Annotated in this window: 20 protein-coding genes; 5 read left to right on the top strand and 15 right to left on the bottom strand. The window is 70.6% G+C overall.

Annotated elements, in window-relative coordinates; genetic code table 11:
- Window positions 1-113 precede the first annotated feature (113 nt).
- Entirely contained in the window at window positions 114-713 is a 600-nt protein-coding gene (locus CCN51_RS02865; protein ID WP_014175203.1) for a TetR/AcrR family transcriptional regulator, read from the bottom strand.
- A gap of 80 nt (window positions 714-793) precedes the next feature.
- Here CCN51_RS02865 and CCN51_RS02860 point away from each other — a divergent pair, with 80 nt between their 5' ends.
- Entirely contained in the window at window positions 794-1,228 is a 435-nt protein-coding gene (locus CCN51_RS02860; RefSeq protein ID WP_043486468.1) for a DUF6463 family protein, read from the top strand.
- Between the two features lie 88 nt (window positions 1,229-1,316).
- Here CCN51_RS02860 and CCN51_RS02855 read toward each other — a convergent pair whose 3' ends face one another.
- From CCN51_RS02855 to CCN51_RS02830, 6 genes are read right to left on the bottom strand one after another with little or no spacing between them, the layout of a single operon-like run.
- Window positions 1,317-3,626: an MMPL family transporter gene (locus CCN51_RS02855; protein ID WP_014175205.1), complete on the bottom strand. Its 2,310-nt coding sequence runs from the start codon at window positions 3,624-3,626 to the stop codon at window positions 1,317-1,319.
- A gap of 11 nt (window positions 3,627-3,637) precedes the next feature.
- A complete protein-coding gene (locus CCN51_RS02850) occupies window positions 3,638-4,375 on the bottom strand; it encodes a hypothetical protein (protein ID WP_014175206.1) in 738 nt (245 codons plus the stop codon).
- Window positions 4,372-5,517, bottom strand: a complete 1,146-nt coding sequence (locus CCN51_RS02845; RefSeq protein WP_014175207.1) for an ester cyclase — start codon at window positions 5,515-5,517, stop codon at window positions 4,372-4,374. Before CCN51_RS02845 ends, CCN51_RS02850 begins: the two co-directional genes overlap by 4 nt.
- Complete coding sequence (locus CCN51_RS02840) at window positions 5,514-6,974, bottom strand: cytochrome P450 (protein WP_014175208.1); 1,461 nt, start codon at window positions 6,972-6,974, stop codon at window positions 5,514-5,516. The genes CCN51_RS02845 and CCN51_RS02840 overlap by 4 nt, the downstream gene beginning before the upstream one ends.
- Window positions 6,971-8,329, bottom strand: a complete 1,359-nt coding sequence (locus CCN51_RS02835; RefSeq protein WP_014175209.1) for a cytochrome P450 — start codon at window positions 8,327-8,329, stop codon at window positions 6,971-6,973. Before CCN51_RS02835 ends, CCN51_RS02840 begins: the two co-directional genes overlap by 4 nt.
- Window positions 8,330-8,342: 13 nt before the next feature.
- A complete protein-coding gene (locus CCN51_RS02830) occupies window positions 8,343-9,893 on the bottom strand; it encodes a phytoene desaturase family protein (protein WP_014175210.1) in 1,551 nt (516 codons plus the stop codon).
- Between the two features lie 150 nt (window positions 9,894-10,043).
- Here CCN51_RS02830 and CCN51_RS02825 point away from each other — a divergent pair, with 150 nt between their 5' ends.
- Window positions 10,044-10,724 (top strand): class I SAM-dependent methyltransferase, encoded by a 681-nt coding sequence (locus CCN51_RS02825; RefSeq protein ID WP_014175211.1) that lies wholly within the window; start codon window positions 10,044-10,046, stop codon window positions 10,722-10,724.
- Between the two features lie 86 nt (window positions 10,725-10,810).
- On the opposite strand, the gene CCN51_RS02820 is transcribed toward CCN51_RS02825, so the two are convergent.
- The 7 genes from CCN51_RS02820 to CCN51_RS02790 form a co-directional block, all read right to left on the bottom strand.
- Window positions 10,811-11,596, bottom strand: a complete 786-nt coding sequence (locus tag CCN51_RS02820) for an ABC transporter ATP-binding protein (RefSeq protein WP_043489648.1) — start codon at window positions 11,594-11,596, stop codon at window positions 10,811-10,813.
- Between the two features lie 49 nt (window positions 11,597-11,645).
- Window positions 11,646-12,578, bottom strand: coding sequence for an ABC transporter permease (locus CCN51_RS02815; RefSeq protein ID WP_014175213.1), 933 nt, complete (start codon window positions 12,576-12,578; stop codon window positions 11,646-11,648).
- A gap of 83 nt (window positions 12,579-12,661) precedes the next feature.
- Complete coding sequence (locus tag CCN51_RS02810; protein ID WP_014175214.1) at window positions 12,662-13,549, bottom strand: glycosyltransferase family 2 protein; 888 nt, start codon at window positions 13,547-13,549, stop codon at window positions 12,662-12,664.
- Window positions 13,549-14,340, bottom strand: a complete 792-nt coding sequence (locus tag CCN51_RS02805; RefSeq protein ID WP_078610381.1) for a CDP-alcohol phosphatidyltransferase family protein — start codon at window positions 14,338-14,340, stop codon at window positions 13,549-13,551. Before CCN51_RS02805 ends, CCN51_RS02810 begins: the two co-directional genes overlap by 1 nt.
- Complete coding sequence (locus tag CCN51_RS02800) at window positions 14,306-15,379, bottom strand: iron-containing alcohol dehydrogenase family protein (protein ID WP_014175216.1); 1,074 nt, start codon at window positions 15,377-15,379, stop codon at window positions 14,306-14,308. Before CCN51_RS02800 ends, CCN51_RS02805 begins: the two co-directional genes overlap by 35 nt.
- Complete coding sequence (locus tag CCN51_RS02795) at window positions 15,367-16,104, bottom strand: phosphocholine cytidylyltransferase family protein (protein WP_014175217.1); 738 nt, start codon at window positions 16,102-16,104, stop codon at window positions 15,367-15,369. The genes CCN51_RS02800 and CCN51_RS02795 overlap by 13 nt, the downstream gene beginning before the upstream one ends.
- Window positions 16,101-17,987, bottom strand: coding sequence for a DUF5941 domain-containing protein (locus CCN51_RS02790; RefSeq protein WP_043486470.1), 1,887 nt, complete (start codon window positions 17,985-17,987; stop codon window positions 16,101-16,103). Before CCN51_RS02790 ends, CCN51_RS02795 begins: the two co-directional genes overlap by 4 nt.
- Before the next feature lie 273 nt (window positions 17,988-18,260).
- On the opposite strand from CCN51_RS02790, the gene galE reads away from it, so the two are divergent.
- From galE to idi, 3 genes are all read left to right on the top strand, one after another.
- Complete coding sequence (galE, locus tag CCN51_RS02785; protein WP_014175219.1) at window positions 18,261-19,247, top strand: UDP-glucose 4-epimerase GalE; 987 nt, start codon at window positions 18,261-18,263, stop codon at window positions 19,245-19,247.
- Window positions 19,248-19,414: 167 nt separating this feature from the next.
- Window positions 19,415-20,338 (top strand): cation diffusion facilitator family transporter, encoded by a 924-nt coding sequence (locus CCN51_RS02780; RefSeq protein WP_014175220.1) that lies wholly within the window; start codon window positions 19,415-19,417, stop codon window positions 20,336-20,338.
- Window positions 20,339-20,393: 55 nt separating this feature from the next.
- The gene (gene idi, locus CCN51_RS02775) at window positions 20,394-21,014 is read left to right on the top strand and encodes an isopentenyl-diphosphate Delta-isomerase (protein ID WP_043486472.1); all 621 of its coding nucleotides are present in this window, start codon (window positions 20,394-20,396) and stop codon (window positions 21,012-21,014) included.
- On the opposite strand, the gene CCN51_RS02770 is transcribed toward idi, so the two are convergent.
- Window positions 20,989-21,306: ATP-binding protein (locus tag CCN51_RS02770; protein WP_143675712.1), on the bottom strand; the 318-nt coding region annotated here is incomplete at its 5' end. The two genes, idi and CCN51_RS02770, sit on opposite strands and share 26 nt — an antisense overlap.

The following is a 21,306-nucleotide window of genomic DNA, read 5'->3' as shown; positions in this document are numbered from 1 at the left end:
CCTCCGCAGGCCGTGGCGGCCGTGTGCCGCCTTCCACCTCCACAGATCCGCGGGCGGGCGCGGCGGATACACCGCGACGGGGGAGAAGATCTGCGGATGAGGCGCGGGGCCGCTCAGGCGGTGGCGCTCTCGGCAGCGCTTCCGGTGGCATGCCCGCCATGGCCGGCTGCCCGATCCTCGAGGCGAAGCGTTTCGGCGACCATACGGCCCAGCCGCTCGGCCAGACCGTCCGGACGGCGGCGCTGCAGATAGAGCGTGGCGAAGACCGGGCCGGCGAGCAGCGCGTGGACGAGGTCGACGTCCGGGGGCGCGCCGAGTTCGCCGCGGGCCACCGCCCGGTCCATCAGCTCGGCGACGACCGCCCGCTGGCTGGTGACAAAGCTCGCGTGGAAGCGGTCGGCGAGAGCGGAGGGGGCCCCGAGATCGGCGAGCAGGCCGAGGACGGCCGAGGAGGCCGCCGGGTTGCCGAGCGTGGCGACGATGTCCTCGACCAGACAGGTGAGGTCGCTCCGGAGGCTGCCCGTGTCGGGTGGCGGCGCCAGGTCGGAACGGTGCACGGCGGCGGCGAACACCATCTCTTGTTTGGTGGCGTAGCGGCGGTAGATGGCCGCCTTCCCGATGCCGGCGTGCTCGGCGACCGCGTCCACCGTCAGACCGGCGTATCCATGGCGCGCCAGCAGTTCGCGGGTCGCGGCCAGGATCGCTTCGTCCACCCGGGTATCCCTCGGTCTTCCCATGGGCTCATGTTATGGTACCGACAGTTCCGAAACTAAGAGTTTCGAAAGGGGCCGCCATGAGGACGCTCTGGGCGGGACGAAGCTTGGTCGTTCTGGGCATCGGGCACCTGGTGGGAATGGGGGCGCAGAACACGGGGCACATGGACGACTGGTTCCGCGGGGACCTGTGGGGGCTGCCGCGTGAGCAGTTCGCTCACCCCAGCGGGGCCAACGGCGCGTTCTGGATCGTGCTCGCCAGCTTCGCTGTACCGCTGCTGCTGCTCGGCGTCCTGGTCTGTCATCTGGCCCGGCTCGGTGTCGTGGTGCCGCAGTCCATCGGCTGGGGACTGGCCGCGTGGAGCGTGGTGGGCGCGGCCATCCTGGAGCCGACCCCGCTGCTGCTGGGGCTGGTCCCGGCCGTGCTGCTGATCCGGGAGGCCCGCCGGGCTCCTGCCGCCCTGGCCGCCGGTGCGGAGACGGACGAGACACCCAAGCGGGCGGCGCGGCTGTGAGGCTCGGGCAGGCGTGAGGCAAAGCTGAGGCGTGATACAAGCCGGCCGGGCCGGGCATGACCGACGTCATGCCCGGCCCGGCTGTGTGTCAGGAACCGGCGGTCGCCGGCACATCGGGCTCCTTTGCCGCCGAGGGAGCCTTCGCCGGGTGGCCCTGGCCCGTCCTCTTCGGCGCCTCGCTGAGCCCGAACCTCCGGTGCACCCGGCGCAGGGGGCCCGGGGCCCACCAGTTGGCCGAGCCCGCGAGCCGCATAAAGGCGGGCAGCAGCAGGCCGCGGACGACCAGGGTGTCCACCACGAGGGCGACCGTCAGACCGAGGCCGAGCATCTTCTGGAAGGTGATCTGTGCGGTGAACAGGCTTACGACCATCACCATGCCCAGCAGCAGCGCCGCCGCCGTCACCAGCCGGCCGGTCAGCTCCAGGCCGCGGGCCACCGCGGCGGTGTTGTCCCCGGTGCGCTCGTACTCCTCCTTGATCCGGGAGAGCATGAACACCTCGTAGTCCATCGAGAGGCCGAACATCAGACAGAACATCAGGATGGGGGTGAGAGCGATCAAGGACCCGGTGACCGTGGCGTCCAGCGCCCCCGCCAGGTGTCCCTCCTGGAAGATCCACACCACGGCGCCGAAGGTCGCACTCAGACTCAATGCGTTCAGGACCAGTGCCTTGAGCGGCAACAACAGACTGCCGGTGAACAAGAAGAGCAGCACAAACGTGGACAGCATCATGAAGCCCAGCACCATGGGCATCCGGTCACCGAGCGCGTCCAAGGTGTCGACCAGTGCGGGGCCGCCGCCCGCCACCCTCACCGGCCAGGGGGAGTCGGCGCCACGGATGTCATGGACCAGCCGCTCACCGGCGGCGGAGAACGGCTCGACGTCCGGGGAGACCCGCAGATAGGTGGCGGACTTCGCGGCCAGCGAAGCGGTGGCGGGGCCGGGCGGCGCCACCCGCGCACCGTGCGCGAACACGCCGGCGGACGAGGCCACCGACTCCACGCCGTCGAGCTTCGAAATCCGCTCCGCGTACGCGCCGATCGCCGCGGACTGCTGCTTCGGGTCCCCGATCCCGGTGGCCACGATCGCGATCACATCGGCCTCCCGGGAGACGAAGTCCTCCCGGATGACGTCCCCGACCTGGCGGCTCTGCGCCGTCTTCGGCAGCTGACGGTCGTCCGGCAGGCTGTACTCGGCGCCCAGGAACGGGGCCCCGAGGAGCAGCAGAGCCGCGGTCGCGACCACGGCGACCGGCGCGGCGAAGCGCATCACAAAGGTGGCCAGCCGATGCCACACGCCGCGCTCCAGCTCGGCTCGCGGCCGGGGCGGGCGGCCGAGCAGACGCCGCACGCCCTTCCGCAGATCCAGGCTGTCGATTTTCGAGCCGAACAGCGCGAGCAGCATCGGCATCACGATGGTGGCCGCCAGCGCGGCGAACAGCATCACGCCGATGCCCGCCACGGCGATCGAGCGCAGGAACAGCAGCGGGAAGAGCGCGAGGGCGGCCATGGAGAGCATCACCGTGACGGCGGAGAACACCACGGTGCGCCCGGCCGTGCGCACCGCGGCCACGATCGCCTCGGACCGCACCTGTTTGTCCGTCAGATCGCCGCCACGGTCCCTGATCTCCTCCCGGTACCGGGTCACGATGAACAGGCTGTAGTCGATGGCAATGCCCAGGCCGATGATGGTCGTCACATTCAGCGCGAACACCGACACATCGGTGAACAGCGTGATCGTCCGGAGCATGAGCAACGTGCCGAGCAGCAGCGGAAGGACCATCAGCAGGGGCAGCAGCGCCGAGATCAGACTGCCGAACACCAGCAGCAGGATGACGAAGAGCACCGGAAAGGCGATGGCCTCCATCCTCTGGAGATCCTTTTGGACCGTGTGGTCGGTGTCGAAGCCCATGGCGGTGCTGCCGCCGAGCTTCACGTCCAAAGACCCCTGCCGCCCGGCGAACTCCTTGCGCAGCCCCTCGACACGGTCCGCGGCGGCGTTCTCCCCGCCGCCGATGTGCCCGATGACCATCGCATACCGGGAGTCCTCGCTGCGCAGCCGCTGGTCTCTGCCCTGGCTCCAGTACGAGCCGACCTGGGAGATTCCGGGCTCGGCCGCCAGCCGCCGGGTCAGGGCGGCACCGTCCTCGGCTGCTGGGTCCGAGTCGACCGAGCCGGGCGCCCGGACCAGCAGCACCAGATTGGAGTCCTTCACCCCGAAGTGCTGGTCCAGGGCCTGCTTCGCCAGGCTGGACTCCGACTTCGGGTCCTCGAACCCGCCGTTGACGAGCTTGCCGACGACGGGCCCGCCCAACGGGCCGGCGATCAGCATGAAGCCGAGGACCGCGATGAGGAACGCCCTGGGGCGCCGGACGATGGCCCGGGCCAATCGATCGAGCATGGACTTTCTCCTTACCGAGTCTTCGTCAGTGCGTAGTCGTGGATGTCGGCCCAGATGAGCACCGGGCGCGGCATCGCTCCCCCGGCCCGCGGGCGCCTCGGCATCACCCGGCGGCGGGAGGCGTACGGGACACCGTCGGCGTCCCGGTACTCGCTGGTGAGATGGCAGGCGTGCGCCCAACTGCGGCCGAAGACCTCGGCGGTGTACTCGTGCTCGGTGACCAGTCCGGTGGCCGGGTCGAGCCGGAAACGCTGCTGCGGGCAGTGGGTGGCCAGATGCTCGGGGAAACGCGCCAGGAGGGCGTCGGGGCCGTCGGCGCGCCAGCTCATGTCCTCGCGGCGCAGCAACGCGGGAAAGGCGAGGTAGTTCCACAGGGCGTAGCCCAGGAAATACATCATGTCCAACGAGTCCCAGCGCAGCAGGCGGCGGCCGCCGGGGAACGGGGCGCGGGCGTCCACGCGCCGCGCGACGACCGCGCCGTCCCGCTCCAGCCGCACCTCGTGGCCCTCCAGCACCCCGTCGAGCGGGCCGTCGAAGCCGTGGAACCGGATCCGCTGCCTCGCCACCTCCGCGGTGATGTGCATCCGGTCGAAGGTCCCGGCGCTGCCGCGCTTCCAGCGGAAGAGCAGGCCGCCGCAGGAGAGCTCCGCCTCGATCCGCTCGGCGGACGCCCAGCGGCCCGCGCCGCCGTACGCCGCGAGGGTGCGGTCGAGGACCGCCGCGTCGGCTGTCTCACGGGCCCCGGTCATGCCCTCGCCCCCTTGCCTGCGGCGGCGATCCGGCGCGGGGCGGTGGCCAGCGTGGCGGCGAGCCGGGCGAACCACAGCAGATAGCCGGCGGAGCCGGACCCGGGCCGGGGCACCACCCCGAAGCCCAGCATCAGCCCCAGTGCGTCGATCTCCTGCCAGCTCTCCACGATCTTGCCGTCCTCGATGCGGCAGATCACGATCTGCCCGAGGGAGAACGGCCGGCCGGTGGGCGGCAGTCCGCGGTAGGGGCCCAGATGGGTGCCGGTCATCCGGACCCGGCAGGCGACCCGGTCGCCGACCGGGATCAGGTCCTCGATGGTCGCCTTGGCATCGGGGAAGCCGGTCAGGATCCCGCGGATGAAGCGCTCGTAGCCCTTCGGGCCGCGCAGCGGCTCGGGCTCGGCGTGGGGCGGGGAGTGACCTCGATAGCTCTCGTGGAAGATCTCCTCGCAGATGTGCACGGCCTGTTCGTTGACGCACTCCGCGATCCAGCGGCGCAGCGGCAGGGCATTGGCCTCCAGTAGCTCGGCGGATGCCGGGGCGGTGCCCGACAGGGCGCCGCGGAAGGCGGGGGTGCGCTGCCGGTCGGTCCCCCGCCATGGCCACGGCTGGTCCTGCGGCACACGGTGATGGGCCCGGTGGTGCGCCGTCGCGATGGCCCAGCCCAGCGCGCGCGGCGCGCTCGTGGTGCCCAGCGGCGGCGCGGCGCCCAGGGTGATCAGGGTGCCGAGGGCATCCGCCTGCTGCCAGATCTCGGCGATCCGGCCGCCTGGGCCGTCCTCGATACGGAAGATCAGAGTCTGCGAGAACTGCACCTCGCGCCCGGTGGCGGGGACGCCCAGCCAGGGCCCTCGGTGGGTCCCCCGGTGGATGAGCCGGGCCACTACCCGGTCACCGGCTCCGAAGAAGTCCTCAACCTCGGTACGCAGGTCGGGGAACGCGCGGTGCAGCAGGACGAGCTGGTCCCGGGCGCCGGCCGCGCCACGACCGTCCGGGCCGAGCCAGAGCGGATTGTGCAGCCGGGCCTCCCGGGTCACCAGCCGGTCCGCCAGCGCATGCTGCCGGGCGCCCCCGCACTCGTGGAGATAGGCCCATACGGTCTCCAGGCCCGCCCGCAGGGCGGGTTCGGTGGCCAGCGTCATCGCGCTCCACCTCCGTGCACCGGGCAGCCCGCGGCGGCAGCGGCGGCTGCGATGGCCTCCGAGTCCGCGCCCGCAAGGGCGCGGGGCGCGGCGGGCGGCGCCTTCTCGCGCAGCGCGACGGTGGCGATCACGCCGTGTTCCTGTCCGAGGGTGATCCCAGGGCGTGGGATCACGGGGTGGCCGGGGGCGAGCCGGACCCGTACCCGCTGCGCCATCATGGCCAGCACCAGCTTCATCTCCTGCAGGCCGAAGACATCCCCGATGCACTTGCGGGGCCCGCCGGAGAACGGCCACCAGGCATAGCGGTGCGGCCCCTGCTCGCCCAGCGGAATCCAGCGATCGGGGTCGAAGCCCTCGGGGTTGGGCCAGAAGTCCGGGTGCCGATGGGTCACAAACGAGGAGAGCAGCACCATCGAGCCCTTGGGGATGTCATAGCCCTGCACGGTGTCGTCCTCCAGCGGGGTGCGCGAGATGAGCGACACCGGCGGGTAGAGCCGCAGCGACTCACGCACCACCCGGTCCACATAGGGCAGTCGGGGCAGATCCTCGACGCCGGGGAGCCGGCCGCCCAGCACCTCGTCCACCTCGGCCTCCAGCCGCGCGGCGACCTCGGGGTGGCGGGAGAGCAGATACAGCGCCCAGGTCAGCCCGGAGGCGACAGTCTCATGACCGCCGAACATGAAGGTCATGACCTCGTTGCGGACCTGCTCGACGGTCATGCCCGAGCCGTCGTCCTCGGTGGCGGTCATCAGCGCCTCGAGCAGATCGTCGGGGTGCGGCCCCCGGTCGGCCCGCCGGTCCTCGATGACGCGGTAGATGATGCGGTCGAGCTGCTTCCTGGCCCTGGCGAACCTCAGATTGGCGGGGGTGGGCACGCCCTCCGGCAGACTGACGAACTTCCCGAACTTCTTGTACGCCTCGCCGATGGCCACTTCGACGGCGTGCGCCATGACCTCGGAGTCCTGCCGCCAGTTCGCGCCGAACAGGGCGCCGCCCAGGACGCTCAGCGCCAGCCGGGTCATATCGAGGGTGACATCAACCTCGCGGTGGGCTCGCGCCGCGGCCTCCCAGCGGTCCAGCAGCTCGGCGGTGACCTCGGTCATCCCGGTGGCGAAGCTGGTGATCAGGCGGCGGTGGAAGGCGGGCTGGCAGAGCCTGCGCTGGCGCTTCCACAGCTCGCCCTCGCTGCAGATGAGCCCGTCGCCCACCAGGGCCCGCCAGCGGTCGCTGACGAAGGGCGTCTTGGGGAAGTTGCGGTGCTTGTCCTGCAGGATCTCCTTGATCCCGTCGGGGTGGCCGACGAAGAACACCGGGAAGAGCGGGCCGATGCCCTCGAACCGCACGACATCGCCGTACTCCCGGCGCCCCCGCTGCAGGGCCTGGAGGATGTCGGCCTGAAAGGCCCGTGCGTTGCCGAGGACCGGCTCGCCCTTGGGGCCTGGTGCTTGACGGGTCATCGGGATCCCTCCTCAACGGGGCGGAGCCACATCCACATGGGGTCCCGGGGGCGCAGGGAGATCGCCGGCTCCGGGAAGACCCGCTGGCCCTCCACCAGGTCCAGCCGGAACCGCTGCGCGACCATGGCGACCACCAGGGGCATCTGCAGCATCGCGAACGAGTCGCCGATGCATTTGCGCGGTCCCGCGCCGAACGGGAGATACGCCATCCGATGGCGGCCCTCGCTGTTCTCGGTGGTGAACCGCTCGGGTTCGAAACCCTCCGGGTTGTCCCAGAACTCGGGGTGGCGGTGCGTCACATAGGGGCAGACCACCACCCAGCGCCCCGCTGGCACGCGATAGCCGCCGATTTCGTCGTCCCGCGCGGCACAGCGCATATAGACGAAGATCGGCGGATACAGCCGCATGGCCTCCTGGAGCACCATGGTCGTGTAGGCGAGCTTCGGCAGGTCGTCCACGGTCGGGACGCGCCCGGACAGTGTCCGGTCCACCTCGTCCTGGACCCTGCGCCTGCTCTCGGGGTTGAGCGAGAGCAGATACCAGGTCCAGGTGAGCGCGGTGGAGACCGTCTCATGGCCGGCCACGAAGAAGCCGCTCACCTCGTCCCTGATCTGCTCGTCGGTGAACGCCTCGCCGGACCCGGGGTCCTTGGCGTCGATGAGCATGCTGACCAGGTCGTCCTCGCCGCCCTCCCGGCGACGGGCCACGATCATCGGATAGAGCACCGAATTGATCGTCCCGAGCGCGTCCCGGAAGCGTCCCCGGGCCTTGGACGGGATCCGCAGCGGGTCCACGGGAGAGGTCATCCGGCGGTGGGTGAAGCTCAGCGCTCCCTGGACGGCCGGCTCGATCCTGGCGATGGCGTCGGTGAGATCCGACTTGAACAGCGCTCTGGCCAGATTGGCCAGGCTCAGATGCATCATCTCCGACTTGATGTCCAGCGGCCGGCCCTGGCCGCGGCGCCGCTCCCAGTCGTCCAGCATCCCGGAGGTGGTGCGGGTGAAGGTCTCCCCGAAGCGGCGGAGGATGTCGCGGTGGAAGGCGGGCTGGGTGAGCCGCCGGGACCGGAGCCAGGAGCCGCCCTCGGCGGCCACCAGCCCGTCCCCGACGATCGTGCTCAGACAGCCCTGCACCTTGCGCGGCCGCGGATAGTGCTTGTGCTGGTCGCGCAGCACATGCTGGACATGGTCCGGGTGAGCCAGCAGATTGATCCTCAGCGGGCCGCGGAAGTTGACGATGTCGCCGTGGTGCCGGAACGCGTGCATGAACGCCGACACATTGTCCCGCTGGATCTCACGGATGCTGCCGAGCACGGGATGGCCCCGGGGCCCGGGCGGCACGAATACGGTGGTCATGGGGGGCTGCCTTTCACCTGTCCAGCGCCAACTGCGGCACGTCGTCGGGTTTGAAGGTGGGCACGTCCAGACCGGTGCCGAGGTGGCCGAGCACTTCACGGGCCGTGTTCATACCGGAGAGGACCACCCGGAAGGACGCCGGGCCCTCCTCGGTCCAGTGGCCGGAGAGGAACAGCCCGGGCACCGGCGTCTGGTGGGCGAGCCGCTTCCCTCCGATCTGGTGGGGGTTCAGCGCCCAGCCATAGGTGGCGCCCTCGTGATTGCGCGTATAGCGCTCGATGGTCACGGGCGTGCCCGCCTGCAGAAACGTCAGATGGTCCCGCAGGCCGGGGATCACGCACTCGAACTCGGCGAGCATGGAGTCCGCGAACTGGTCCTTGTGCTGCTGCCACGGCTTGTCGCCGGGCAGCCGGTACGGCGCCACCGCGGTGCCGATCAGCAGATGCTCGCCCGGCGGAGCGAGCTCGGGATCGAGCATCGTCATCACGGACAGCGACATCCCGCCCGGCCGGCCGCCCATCAGATCCCGCCAGGTCTCCTCGTGATCCCAGTGGTTGTACTTGAAGGTCTCGTGCGCGACGCCGAGGGCGGGCACGTCCTGTGTGGTCGCCGCGTAGACGACGCAGGCGGACATCGACGGCCGAAGCCGCCGAAGCCGCCGGGCGTAGGGCGCGGGCAGATGCTCGGCGCCGACCAGGTCCTCGAAGGTCTGGCGGGCGTCCGCGTTCGAAATGACCACCGGGGCGGTGCACACGTCCCCCTCCGCCGTGCGCACCCCCACGACCCGGCCGTCCCGCAGCAGGATCCGCTCCACGGGGGTGCCGGTGAGAACCTGGCCCCCGTTTCGCTCGACCGCGGTGGCAAAGGCGTCCACCAGATTCTGGAAGCTGCCCTTGCAGTAGTACGGGCCGTCGATGAGCACCCCGATGAACTGGGCGTAGGCGAAGAACGACAGCTGAGAGGGCGGCGCCCCCATATACGGCCACAGGGCCGAGCACATGGCCTTCAGCCGCGGATCGCGCAGATATTCGTCCATGACCTGCGCGAGCGTCGCCGTCCGGTATTTCATCAGCGTCGGCAGCAGCTCCTCCAACTGCCCGAGAGCCGACGGGTCGGTCACCCTCATGGGCGCCTGCGCCGTCTCCCAGAACATCTGGCGGCGCAGCTGGAAGAAGGCACGGATGCCCTCAGCCTCGTCGGGGAAGAGCCGGATATGGGCCTCCATGAACTCCTCCAGGCCCGTGGGCGCGAAGACGCTCATCCCCGGGAACTCCGCCTGGTAGAGATGGTCGATGACCGTCAGCTCGCACCGGTCCTGGACGCCCAGCCACTCCAGCAGCCCGAGCACCATCTCGCCCTCGGCCAGCACCCGGATCGCCGAGTCGAAGGTCCGCCCGTCCCGGGTGAAGGCGTGCGCGAGCCCGCCCAGACCTTCGCCCTGCTCACAGACGAGAACCTTCAGCCCCGAACGCGCCAGGACGGCCGCGGCCGAGACGCCTCCGAGCCCGCTGCCGACGACGATGGCATCCCACTCCGCGCTTTTCCTGGTGACGGGCTGGCTCATCTCACCCTTCCTCCGCTCGGTATCCGCACTGCCCAACAGATCCGGCGCCGCGCCACGCGGATACATCCTTCGCGGGTGTATCCACGGGCCGCCGGCCGGGATCTGTAAGAGGAGGAAGGCTGTGCCCAAGACAGGAAGGGAGCCGATCGCATGGGAAACCCGCCCGACCGCGAGCGGGACAAGGGAAGCGACACCGCCGCCGCGGCGGCCGTCTACTCCCGGCCCCTGCTCGCCCTGTACGACACGCTCATCCTGGGCGCGGTGTGCCGCGCGGTGTGGCGCTGTCCGCCCGAGGAGATGCTGGCCCTCTACGACCGGCATGTCTCCGACCGCCATCTCGACATCGGTCCGGGCACCGGCTACTTCCTCGACCGGTGCCGCTTCCCCACCCGCCTGCCGCAGATCACCCTGGTCGACCTCAACCCGACGGTGCTGGCGACCGCACAGCGCCGGATCGTGCGCTACGGCGCCACGGCGCTCTGTCGCGATGTACTGCGCCCGATGGAGCTGGAGGGGCGGCGGTTCACCTCAGCCGCGTTGAACTTCGTACTGCACTGCCTGCCTTCGGGGGCGCCGGCGAAGTTCGCCGTCTTCGACCATCTGCTGCCCCATCTCGAGCCGGGGGCCAAGGTGTTCGGCAGCACCGTGCTGGCGCACGGAGTGCGGCATACGGCGGTCTCGCGGCTCCACCTGCGCGAATGTGTGAGACGCGGGGTGCTCAACAACTCCGAGGACTCGCTGGAGCTGCTGGACAAGGCGCTGGGGTCCCGGTTCGGGCGCCATCGCATCCGGGTGCGCGGCACCGTCGCGCTCTTCGACGCCACCGCATGAGCGCCGCCACATCAACCGGCAAACGCCGCGGGCCCTGCCGGACGGCTGTCCGGCAGGGCCCGCTGATACGCGGAAGCAGAAGTCGGCTACTTGCCGGTCTCCTTCTCGTACGCCTTGATGACCTCGTCGGTCGGGCCGTCCATCAGCAGCTCGCCCTTCTCCAGCCACAGCACCCGGTCACAGGTGTCCCGGATCGACTTGTTGTTGTGGCTGACCAGGAAGACCGTGCCGGCGTCCTTGCGCAGCTCGCGGATGCGGGCCTCCGAGCGCTTCTGGAACTTCCGGTCGCCGGTGGCCAGCGCCTCGTCGATCATCAGCACATCGTGGTCCTTGGCGGCGGCGATCGAGAACCGCAGGCGGGCCGCCATACCGGAGGAGTAGGTGCGCATCGGCAGCGTGATGAAGTCGCCCTTCTCGTTGATGCCCGAGAAGTCGACGATTCCCTCGTAGCGCTCGCGGATCTGCTCCCGCGACATCCCCATGGCCAGCCCGCCGAGGATGACGTTCCGTTCGCCCGTCAGGTCGTTCATCAGCGCCGCGTTGACGCCGAGCAGCGACGGCTGGCCGTCGGTGTAGACCTTGCCGCGCTCGGTGGGCAGCAGCCCCGCGACGGCCTTGAGCAGCGTCGACTTGCCGGATCCGTTGGAGCCGATCAGGCCGATCGACTCGCCGCGGTAGGCCATGAAGGTGACTCCGCGCACGGCGTGCACCTCGCGCATGCCCGGGGCGTTCTTGCGGCGGAGGATGCGGCTGAGGGCCGCGGTGGCGCTGCCGCGGCCACGGGGGCCGCCGTTGACGCGGTAGACGATGTGCACATCGTCGGCGATGACGGTCGGGATCCGCCCCGCGGCCGGGGCCGCCTGAGCGGCCAGGTCCGCCTGGGCGGTCTGGGACGCCTGAGAGGTCTCGTCAAGGGTCTGCTCAGCCACGGCCGTACTGCTCCTCTGCCTTCCAGAAGTACACGAAGCCGCCGACGCCGAAGACCACAGCCCAGCCCAGGGCCAGCGCCCACACATGGGGAGGCAGGTACTCCTGACCGTAGTTGTCGATCAGCGCGTACCGCATCAGGTCCATGTAGACGGCGGCCGGGTTCCCCAGCATCGCGTCGGAGATCCAGCCGCTCGCTCCCGCCCGCTCGAGCGTGGTCGCCAGCGGGTACATCACACCGGACGCGTACATCCACGTCCGCAGGAGGAACGGCAGCAGCTGGGCCAGGTCCGGGGTCTTGGCACCGAGCCGGGCCATGATCAGCGAGAGACCGGTGTTGAAGACGAACTGCAGTGCGAGCACCGGGAGAATCAGCAGCCAGGCCAGGGACGGGTAGTGCCCGAAGCCCACCAGCACGATGACCAGCACGATCATCGAGAACAGCAGCTGCTGGAGCTGCTGGAGCGAGAAGGAGATGGGGAGCGAGGCGCGCGGAAAGTGCAGGGCCCGCACCAGACCCAGATTCCCGGAGATCGCGCGCACACCCGCCATCGCGGAGTTCTGCGTGAACGTGAAGACGAAGACACCCGTCACCAGGAACGGGATGTACATGTCGTGCGCCATGTTCCTGTTGCTCTTCAGGAGCAGGCCGAAGATGAAAAAGTACACCGCCGCGTTCAGCAGCGGTGTCGCCACCTGCCACAGCTGGCCGAGCTTGGCCTGGCTGTACTGGGCAGTGAGCTTGGCCTGCGAAAAAGCCAGAATGAAGTGGCGCCTGCCCCACATCTGCCGGACGTACTCGGGCAGGCTCACCCGGGCGCCGCTCACCGACAGTCCGTACTTCGCCGCCAGCTCTGCCGGGGCCAGGCCGTCATCCGGCGACGGCGGGGCGCTGGCGACCGCACTATTGTGCGTAGTCTCGCTCACAGTTGACACTTTCGTCCTCATCAGGGGTGCGCTGACGGGGGCCGCGCCCCGGGTCGCGCCCGATGCTCTCAGATACGAGCTTGTCAGATGACAGGCGGTCGGCCCAGTCGGGTCAGGCGCCATACCGTACGCCACTTCATGGGGCGGCGTGCACCACACGGAGTCTTCCAGCCTTCCCGGAACCCGCCCAACCAGGCACGGAGGGCGGCTTTCGAGGGTCGCCGGGCCAAGGTGAGCAGCAGCCAGACGCCGAGATAGACGGGGATGAGCGGGATGGGGAGATTGCGCCGCGCCAGCCAGACCCGGTTCCGGGCGACCATGCGGTGGTAGACGGCGTGCCTGCTCGGCGCGGTGGCCGGGTGGTGCAGCACCATGTCCGACCGGTAATCGATCATCCAGCCCGCGTTCAGGGCGCGCCAGGCGAGGTCGGTCTCCTCATGGGCGTAGAAGAAGTCGTCCGGCAACCCGCCGACCTGCGCGAAGACCTCCGTACGGACCGCGTTGGCACCGCCGAGGAAGGTGGTCACCCGCGAGGACCGCATGGGGTCGGAGGCGCGCAGCCGGGGCACATGGCGGCGCTGTGTGGTGCCGGTCTCCGGGTCGGCGATACGGAAGGAGATGATGCCGAGCTCGGGGTCGGCCGCGAAGGCCTGACGGCACAGCTCGGCGGTGTCCGTATGGGGCAGCAGACCGTCGTCGTCGAGGAAGAGCAGCACGTCGACCTCGGTGCCGCCGGGGCCGAACGCCTCGATTCCGACATTGCGCCCCGCCGGGATGCCCACGTTCTCCGGGAGCTCGACGGTACGTACCCCGTCCGGGAGCTCGGGCAGCGGTGAGCCGTTGCCCACGACGGCCACCTCGATCCGGTCGCCGTCCTGCTTGGCGACCGAATCGAGCAGCGCACGCAGCTCGTCGGGGCGGTTGCCCATCGTCAGGACGACCGCGCCGACCGTGAGTGGTGTGTCCGTCATCACTTCAGCCTGCTCGACGCGAGGATGGACACCAGGTGAAGCAGAGTTTGCAGCAGGGCGATGCCCGCGAGCACGGCGACGCCGAGCCGCGAGAAGAACAGGTCGCCCCGGATCGAGTCCAGCACCGCCAGGACCAGGATCAGCAGCGACGCCTCGATCCCGAGCACCAGCCGGTGGAACTTGAGCGCCGCGGCGGCCTTGCGGGCCAACGCCATACCGGAGGAGCGCGGCTCGGACGCCGCCTCCTTGACCGGCGGCAGCCCACCCTGGTGGCGGGCGACGCCGACGAGGTCGGTCTCGGCCTTGATCAGGATCGCACCGAGGGCGGCCAGGGTGCCGAGGAAGGCCCACAGCCAGTCGATCCGCCCGCTGCCCCACAGATCTGCGGCGCGCAGGCCGAAGCCGACGAGCACCGCGGCGTCGGTCAGATAGGCGCCGACCCGGTCCAGGTAGACCCCGCCGAGGGAGAACTGCTGCCTCCAGCGCGCGATCTCGCCGTCGACGCAGTCCAGCAGCAGATAGAGCTGGACCGCGACCACACCGAGCACGGCGCCCGGGATCCCCGGCACCAGCAGGGCCGGGGCCGCGAGCACGCCGCAGACGGTCATCAGGTATGTGAGCTGGTTGGGCGTGACCCTGGTGTTGACCAGATGGCGGTCGACCCGCAGGGAGACCTCACGCATGTAGAGGCGTCCCATCCAGTGCTCACCGCTCCGCCGGTCCTTCACCCCCGCGGGGTGAACGACCGGGCGGAGTTCAGCCACCGATGGTTTGACTGACTGCTTTGGCATAGTCGGCGAATGCGTCCCTGATCGCGTCGGAGGAGAGGTCAAGGTGCTCGAGGATCGTGTAGCGCCCGGGGCGGGTCTGCGGCGCGTACTCCACCGCCTTGACGAACTCGTCCTCGCTGAATCCGATTTCGGTCGGCAGGACGGGCAGGCCGTGCCGCCGCAGTACGTCGACCATCAGCGCGGATTCCTCGTGCGCGCCCCGCAGGTGCATCGCGAAGGCGGCGCCGAGGCCGACCTGCTCGCCGTGGAGCGCGGAGCGCTTGGGGTAGAGCAGGTCGAAGGCGTGGCTGATCTCATGGCAGGCGCCGGAGGACGGCCGGGTGTGGCCGGCGATCGACATGGCGATACCGGACAGCACCAGGCCCTCGGACAGCACGGTCAGAAAGTCGTCGTCGCCGCAGCCGCCCGGGTGGCGGAGCACCGACTCGCCCGCCGTACGGGCCATGGCCGCCGCGAGGCCGTCGATCGGCTCCCCGGTCTCCCGGTGCGACAGCTCCCAGTCCGCGATCGCGGAGATGTTGGAGACGGCGTCGCCGATGCCGGAGCGGACGAAGCGCACCGGGGCGTCGCGGATCACATCGAGGTCGATGACCAGCGCGATCGGGGTCGGCACACCGTATGAGCCACGGCCGGCGTCGTTGTCCAGGATCGACACCGGCGAGCAGATGCCGTCGTGCGACAGGTTGGTCGCGACGGCGACCATCGGCAGGCCGATGCGCGCGGCGGCGTACTTGGCGGCGTCGATGATCTTCCCGCCGCCCAGGCCGACGACCGCGTCGTAGTGCCCGGACTTCATGGCGTCGGCCAGCTGGATGGCGCCGTCGATGGTGCCGTCGGCCAGCTCGAACCAGTCGGCGCCCGGCAGCACCGGGGACAGCCGGTCACGCAGGGCCGCGCCGGAGCCGCCGCTGATGGCGACCGCCAGCTTGCCGGAGGCCGAGATGCGCTGGTCGGCCAGCAGGCCCGCCAAGTCGTCCAGGGCCCCGGCGTTGATGTCGACGGAGACGGGAGACGGGATGAGGCGGGTCAGTACTGGCATGCGATCTCACGGCCCTTCGCGAGGTCGTCGTGGTTGTCGATCTCGACCCACTTGATGTCGCCGATCGGGGCCACGTCGACCTTGAAGCCGCGGTTGACCAGCTCCTGGTAGCCGTCCTCGTAGTACAGGTCGGGGTCGCGCTCGAAGGTGGTCTTGAGCGCGTCCGCCAGCTCCGCGGCGGCCTCGCCCTCGATGAGGGTGACGCCGATGTACTCGCCGGTCGCCTCGGCCGGGTCCATGAGCTTGGTGATCTTCTGGACGCCCTTCTCGGGGTCCACGATGACCTTCATCTCCTCGTCGGCGAGCTTCTTGACCGTGTCCAGGGCGAGGATGATCTTCTGGCCGTTGCCCCGGGCGGCGAGCAGGGTCTTCTCGACGGAGACCGGGTGCACGGTGTCGCCGTTGGCGAGGATCACGGTGTGCTGGATCGCGTCACGGGCACACCACAGGGAGTAGGCGTTGTTCCACTCCTCGGCCTTGTCGTTGTCGATGAGGGTGAGCTTGAGGCCGTACTTCGCCTCCAGCGCCTCCTTGCGCTCGTACACGGCCTCCTTGCGGTAACCGACCACGATCGCGACCTCGGTGAGGCCCACCTCCGCGAAGTTGCCGAGGGTCAGGTCGAGGACGGTGGTATCGCCATCGACAGGCACCAGGGCCTTGGGAAGGGTGTCGGTGTAAGGGCGCAGACGCCGTCCGGCGCCGGCCGCCAGCACGAGGCCGATCATGCGGGTTCTCCTGTTTCGTCGTGTACAGCGGGTGCTCCGGAGGACACCCAGAAGCGGATGCTCTCGCTCAGCACGGCCAGCGCGAGGGCCGCCGCGAGGGCGGTCAGCGCGATGGTGAAGCCTTGGTTCTGCTCGTACAGCAGGGCGGCAGCGACCGTGACCGCCAGGGTCCGCCCCTCGTGCCCGCCGATCGCCCGCACCAGCCAGTGCGGGGGGGCGCCGGTACCGCCCCTGATGCGGTACACCGTGTCGTAGTGATGGTAGGCGACCGCCGACACCAGCCCGAAAGCGGCGGGCAACGCTCCGTTCACCCCCGAGTCAGCTGCCAGGACCAGGATGGTGCCGTATTCGGCGGCGCGGAAGACCGGCGGCACAAGCCAGTCGAGCGGACCCCCCAGCGGACGGGCCACAGCCAGTCCCGAGGTGAGCGCGTAGCCCGCGGCGGCCACGACCACCCAGGGGCTGCCGAAGGACGTGAGCGCCGCCACGGCGACCACGACGGCCGCCCCGAGCAGGGCGAGAGCGGGGGCGGCGAGAGTCGGCAGTCGGCGCGCCACACCGCGGAGGGCCGTGGCGAAGCCCTGGGCGAGCGGCCCCGAGTCGGCGAGGTCCGCGAGGGCGAGCGCCGCGCGGTCCGTACGCCGCGCCTTGCGGGTCAGCGACCGCAGCACCCGGCCGGCGGTGGTGTAGCAGGCGGCCAGCGCGCAGCCGATGAGCAGCACATAGAAGGTGATACGGGGCGTGGTGCACGCGGTGAGCACCGCGATCAGCGCCCAGCGCTCGCCGATCGGCAGCACGATCATCCGGCGCAGCCAGACCGTCCAGCCGACGCTGTCGAGGCGGTTGGAGAGGGCGGCGGTGGGGCTGCTGTTGCCGGTGGCGTCGTGATTCGCCTCATTGAAGGAGAAGTCGACGACGTGGCGGCAGGTCTGCAGCACCATGGCGCCGAGCGCGAGCGCCCATACGTCATCCCCTCCGCCGCGCGCGGCGCCCAGTGCGAGCCCCGCGTAGTACGCGTACTCCTTGGCCCGGTCGAACGTCGCGTCCAGCCAGGCGCCGAGCGTGGAGTACTGGAGGGAGTAGCGGGCGAGCTGACCGTCGGTGCAGTCCAGGACGAAGGAGCCGATCAGCAGCAGCCCGGCCGCGATGAACCCGGGGCGGGTGCCGGTGGCCGCGCAGCCCGCCGCGATGAGGGCGGTCAGCAGGGAGGCGGTGGTGACCTGGTTGGGGGTGAGTCCGCGGCGGGCGCACCAGCGGGCGATATAGCGCGAGTAGGGGCTGATGCAGAAGGTGGTGAAGAAGCCGTCACGCGACTTGACGGCGCTGCGCAGCCGCACCTGCTCGTCGTCCACCGCCCGGGTGCGGGCCTGCGCCTCCGCGCGCCGGACCGCGTCCTCGGGTACGTCGGCGACGAGCACTCCCAGCTCGGGCCGGTGCACGGCGACGTCCTCGGCGCCCAGGGCGTCGGCGAGGGCGTCGGGCAGCACGGCGGAGCCGTCCGGGGCCGGCAGCTGGACCTCCGGCCCGGGGGTCGCGGTGGCGCCGGCCACGGCGAGAGCGCCGCGCTCGGGCGCCGCCGCCCCCGGCGCGTACGCCGTCAGCGCGCGGATGAGCGCCGCGCGGGCCTCGGGCTGGGCGGTGAGAGCGCCGTGGACCGCGGCCGCCGGGAAGCGCGGGTCGGTCAGGGCCAGGCGCAGTGCGTGAACGTGGCCGACGAAGCGCGGGTCGACCAGCGCCACGCGCTCACGCGCCGGGGCGGCCGCGAGCTCCCTCGCGACCCCGGCGGCGTCGGCTGCCGTGCGCACGTCGAACCCCAGCGACCGCAGGTCGTCCTCGAGGGACGAGCCCGCGACCGCGGGACCGGTGAGAATGGCGGTCGACAGACGAACTCACTCCTTGGCAGCTGGCACGGTGGCCGCGCCGGACAGGGATACCGGCCCAGGGCCGCCGTCCGGACAGCGGGCGTCGCACACCCCGGGCCCCGCATGGGGCGGGCGGCACGTCGGCAGAGGCTATCGGATAGAAGGAAGCGTCCGTTCACCGCACATTCATCACCCGCTCGGGGGAACGACGGCTTCCGCTGCCGCGATCATCATGGTGGATGTCTGCGCTCCGGACCAAACCGCGCCCTCGCCGGCTGTGGATAGGGTGCGGTCATGACGTGGCTGATCACAGGTGGTGCCGGATATATCGGGGCGCATGTCGTACGGGTCATGGCGGAGGCCGGGGAGCGGGTCGCCGTGCTCGACGATCTGTCCAGCGGTGTCACCGAGCGGCTGCCACAGGGCGTCCGTTTGGTACAGGGCTCCACGCTCGACCGTGAGCTGCTGGACCGCACCTTCGCCGACCTGGGCGTGACCGGGGTGGTGCATCTGGCGGCGAAGAAGCAGGTCGGGGAGTCCGTCGAGCAGCCGCTGCGCTACTACCGCGAGAATGTGCACGGCCTGACGGTGCTGCTGGAGGCGGTGGTCGCGGCCGGGATCGGCAGCTTCCTCTTCTCCTCCTCCGCCGCCGTCTATGGGATGCCGGATGTGGAACTCGTCACCGAGGACACCCCCTGCCGGCCGATCAACCCGTACGGCGAGACCAAGCTGGCCGGAGAGTGGCTGGTCAGAGCCTCGGGCGCGGCCCATTCGATCTCCACGGCCTGTCTGCGCTACTTCAATGTGGCGGGCGCCGCACGCCCCGAGCTGGCCGACACCGGAGTGTCCAACATCATCCCGATGATGTTCGAGCGGATCACCCGGGGCGAGGCTCCCCGGATCTTCGGCGACGACTATCCGACGCCCGACGGCTCCTGCATCCGTGACTACATTCACGTCGAGGACCTGGCCTCCGCCCACCTCGCCGCGGCCCGCCGGCTGGCGGAGCGGCCGGGCGGGGGCGATCTGACGGTGAACATCGGCACCGGTCAGGGCGTCTCGGTGCGCGAGATGGCACAGCTGATCGGCGAGGTCACCGGACGCCCGGAGCTCGCCCCGGTGGTCGAGGCGCGCCGCGCGGGCGATCCGGCCCGGGTCGTCGGGGCGACCGAGCTGATCGCCAAGGAGCTGGGCTGGAGCGCCCGGCACGGGGTGGCGGCGATGGTGCGCTCGGCCTGGGAGGGCTGGTGTCTGCACCATCCGGAGGCCGTACGGCGGTAGCACCGCGCCGAGGCCGTACGGCGGTAGGGAGCGCGACGCCGCGGGGCCCGCTGCCGGACGGTTTCAGGCCCGGCGCGGCTGACCGCGGCTCGGGGTACCGCCGTAGTTCACTGGGCCGTAAGGCATGGCGCGCCCGGGCAGTGGCGGCGCGCGAGAGGAGGCCGTACATGGGCGCGGGCCACGACCACGGCGGCGGACTCGGCACGGCGGGCGCCGCGCACCAGTGGCGGCTGCGCGCCGCCCTCGGCATCACGCTCACGGTGACGGCCGTGGAGGTGGTCGGCGGGGTTCTCGCCGGTTCGCTCGCGCTGCTCGCGGACGCCGGCCACATGATCACGGACGCCCTCGGGCTCGCCATGGCGCTGCTGGCGATCCACTTCGCGAACCGCCCGCCGAGCCCGCGCCGCACCTATGGCTACGCACGGGCCGAGATCCTGGCCGCGCTGGCGAACTGTCTGCTGCTGCTCGGCGTCGGCGGCTACATCCTGTACGAGGCGGTGGCCCGGTTCATCACCCCGACCACCAGCCACGGCGGGCTGACGATCCTGTTCGGCGCCATCGGCCTGGCCGCGAACGCGGTGTCACTGGCGATGCTCAGGGGCGGGCAGCGGGAGAGCCTGAACGTCCGCGGGGCGTTCCTGGAGGTGCTGGCGGACGCGCTGGGCTCGGTCGCGGTCCTCGTATCCGCGGGGATCATCGTGACCACCGGCTGGCAGACGGCGGATCCGATCGCCTCCCTGCTGATCGGCCTCATGATCGTGCCGCGGACGTTCCGGCTGCTGCGGGACACGCTGAACGTCCTGCTGGAGGCGGCGCCGCGGGATGTGGACATGGATCAGGTACGGGCCCATATTCTCGCCCTCCCCGGCGTCGAGGGGCTGCATGATCTGCATGTATGGACCATCACCTCGGGCATGCCGGTACTCTCCGCACACGTGGTGGTCAGCAGGCGGGCGCTGGACGCGGTCGGCCATGAGCGGATGCTGCACGACCTGCAGGGCTGTCTGGGGGAGCACTTCGACGTGGCCCACTGCACGTTCCAGCTGGAGCCAGGCGGACATGCTGAGCACGAAGCCAAACTTTGCCACTGACTCATGGCACTGGTGCGGCAGACTTGAGGGTTCCGACGGACGATGAGGATGGTCAATGCCAATTACACCTGCCAACGGCCGCACCACCGACTCCGCCAGGCCCTCCGCATCGGGCGCGCCGAACGGTTCCACGGAGCCGATCATGCTGGAGCTGGTCGACGAGGACGGCAGGACCATCGGCACCGCGGAGAAGCTCTCCGCTCATCTCGCCCCCGGACGGCTGCACCGGGCCTTCTCCGTCTTTCTCTTCGACGACGAGGGTCGGCTGCTGCTCCAGCGCCGGGCCCTGGGCAAGTACCACTCCCCCGGTGTCTGGTCGAACACCTGCTGCGGCCACCCCTACCCCGGCGAGCCGCCGTTCGTGGCCGCGGCCCGGCGTACGGGTGAGGAGCTGGGGGTGGCGCCCGCGCTGCTGCGCGAGGCGGGCACGGTGCGCTACAACCACCCGGATCCGGTGTCGGGCCTGGTGGAGCAGGAGTACAACCACCTGTTCGCGGGGCTGGTGCGGACCGAGCCGCAGCCGGATCCGCAAGAGATCGACGAGACCGCCTTCGTCACCCCCGAGGAGCTGTCCCGGCTGCTCGCGCACAACCCCTTCTCGGCCTGGTTCATGACCGTGCTGGACGCGGCCCGGCCGGTGATCCGGGAGGTCACCGGAGCGGCGGCAGGCTGGTAGTGGTCAGCCGGACATGGGCGGCCGCGAGCGGCAGCGCGGCCCAGACCACCTTGCCGCCGCTCGCCGTGTGCTGGACGTCGTAGATCCCGCCCTCCTCCTCGGCGATCGTCTGCACCAGTAACAGCCCGCGCCCGCCGGTCCGGCCCTGGTCGGCCATCAGCGCCTTGGGCCGGTAGGGGTGGTTGTCCTCGACCGCTACCCGCACCCAGTCCGGGCCGATGGACACCTCGACGGCGATTTCCGGGGAGAGCAGCGCCGCGTGCCGTACGGCGTTGGTGACCAGCTCGGAGAC

This window comes from Streptomyces milbemycinicus (assembly GCF_002154605.1).
In the GTDB taxonomy this organism is placed as follows: Bacteria; Actinomycetota; Actinomycetes; order Streptomycetales; family Streptomycetaceae; genus Streptomyces; species Streptomyces milbemycinicus.
The sequence above is the reverse complement of the archived record's forward strand: the minus strand, read 5'-3'. Positions and strand labels throughout refer to the sequence as shown.

Bases quoted from the DNA above. Each gene is read 5' to 3' on its own strand.
- CCN51_RS02850 (WP_014175206.1), bottom strand. From the start codon at position 4,375: ATGACCGGGGCCCGTGAGACAGCCGACGCGGCGGTCCTCGACCGCACC.
- CCN51_RS02840 (WP_014175208.1), bottom strand. From the start codon at position 6,974: ATGACCCGTCAAGCACCAGGCCCCAAGGGCGAGCCGGTCCTCGGCAAC.
- galE (WP_014175219.1), top strand. From the start codon at position 18,261: ATGACGTGGCTGATCACAGGTGGTGCCGGATATATCGGGGCGCATGTC.
- CCN51_RS02805 (WP_078610381.1), bottom strand. From the start codon at position 14,340: ATGCCAAAGCAGTCAGTCAAACCATCGGTGGCTGAACTCCGCCCGGTC.
- CCN51_RS02795 (WP_014175217.1), bottom strand. From the start codon at position 16,104: ATGATCGGCCTCGTGCTGGCGGCCGGCGCCGGACGGCGTCTGCGCCCT.
- CCN51_RS02830 (WP_014175210.1), bottom strand. From the start codon at position 9,893: ATGAGCCAGCCCGTCACCAGGAAAAGCGCGGAGTGGGATGCCATCGTC.
- CCN51_RS02810 (WP_014175214.1), bottom strand. From the start codon at position 13,549: ATGACGGACACACCACTCACGGTCGGCGCGGTCGTCCTGACGATGGGC.
- CCN51_RS02835 (WP_014175209.1), bottom strand. From the start codon at position 8,329: ATGACCACCGTATTCGTGCCGCCCGGGCCCCGGGGCCATCCCGTGCTC.
- idi (WP_043486472.1), top strand. From the start codon at position 20,394: ATGCCAATTACACCTGCCAACGGCCGCACCACCGACTCCGCCAGGCCC.
- CCN51_RS02800 (WP_014175216.1), bottom strand. From the start codon at position 15,379: ATGCCAGTACTGACCCGCCTCATCCCGTCTCCCGTCTCCGTCGACATC.
- CCN51_RS02860 (WP_043486468.1), top strand. From the start codon at position 794: ATGAGGACGCTCTGGGCGGGACGAAGCTTGGTCGTTCTGGGCATCGGG.
- CCN51_RS02855 (WP_014175205.1), bottom strand. From the start codon at position 3,626: ATGCTCGATCGATTGGCCCGGGCCATCGTCCGGCGCCCCAGGGCGTTC.
- CCN51_RS02845 (WP_014175207.1), bottom strand. From the start codon at position 5,517: ATGACGCTGGCCACCGAACCCGCCCTGCGGGCGGGCCTGGAGACCGTA.
- CCN51_RS02780 (WP_014175220.1), top strand. From the start codon at position 19,415: ATGGGCGCGGGCCACGACCACGGCGGCGGACTCGGCACGGCGGGCGCC.
- CCN51_RS02825 (WP_014175211.1), top strand. From the start codon at position 10,044: ATGGGAAACCCGCCCGACCGCGAGCGGGACAAGGGAAGCGACACCGCC.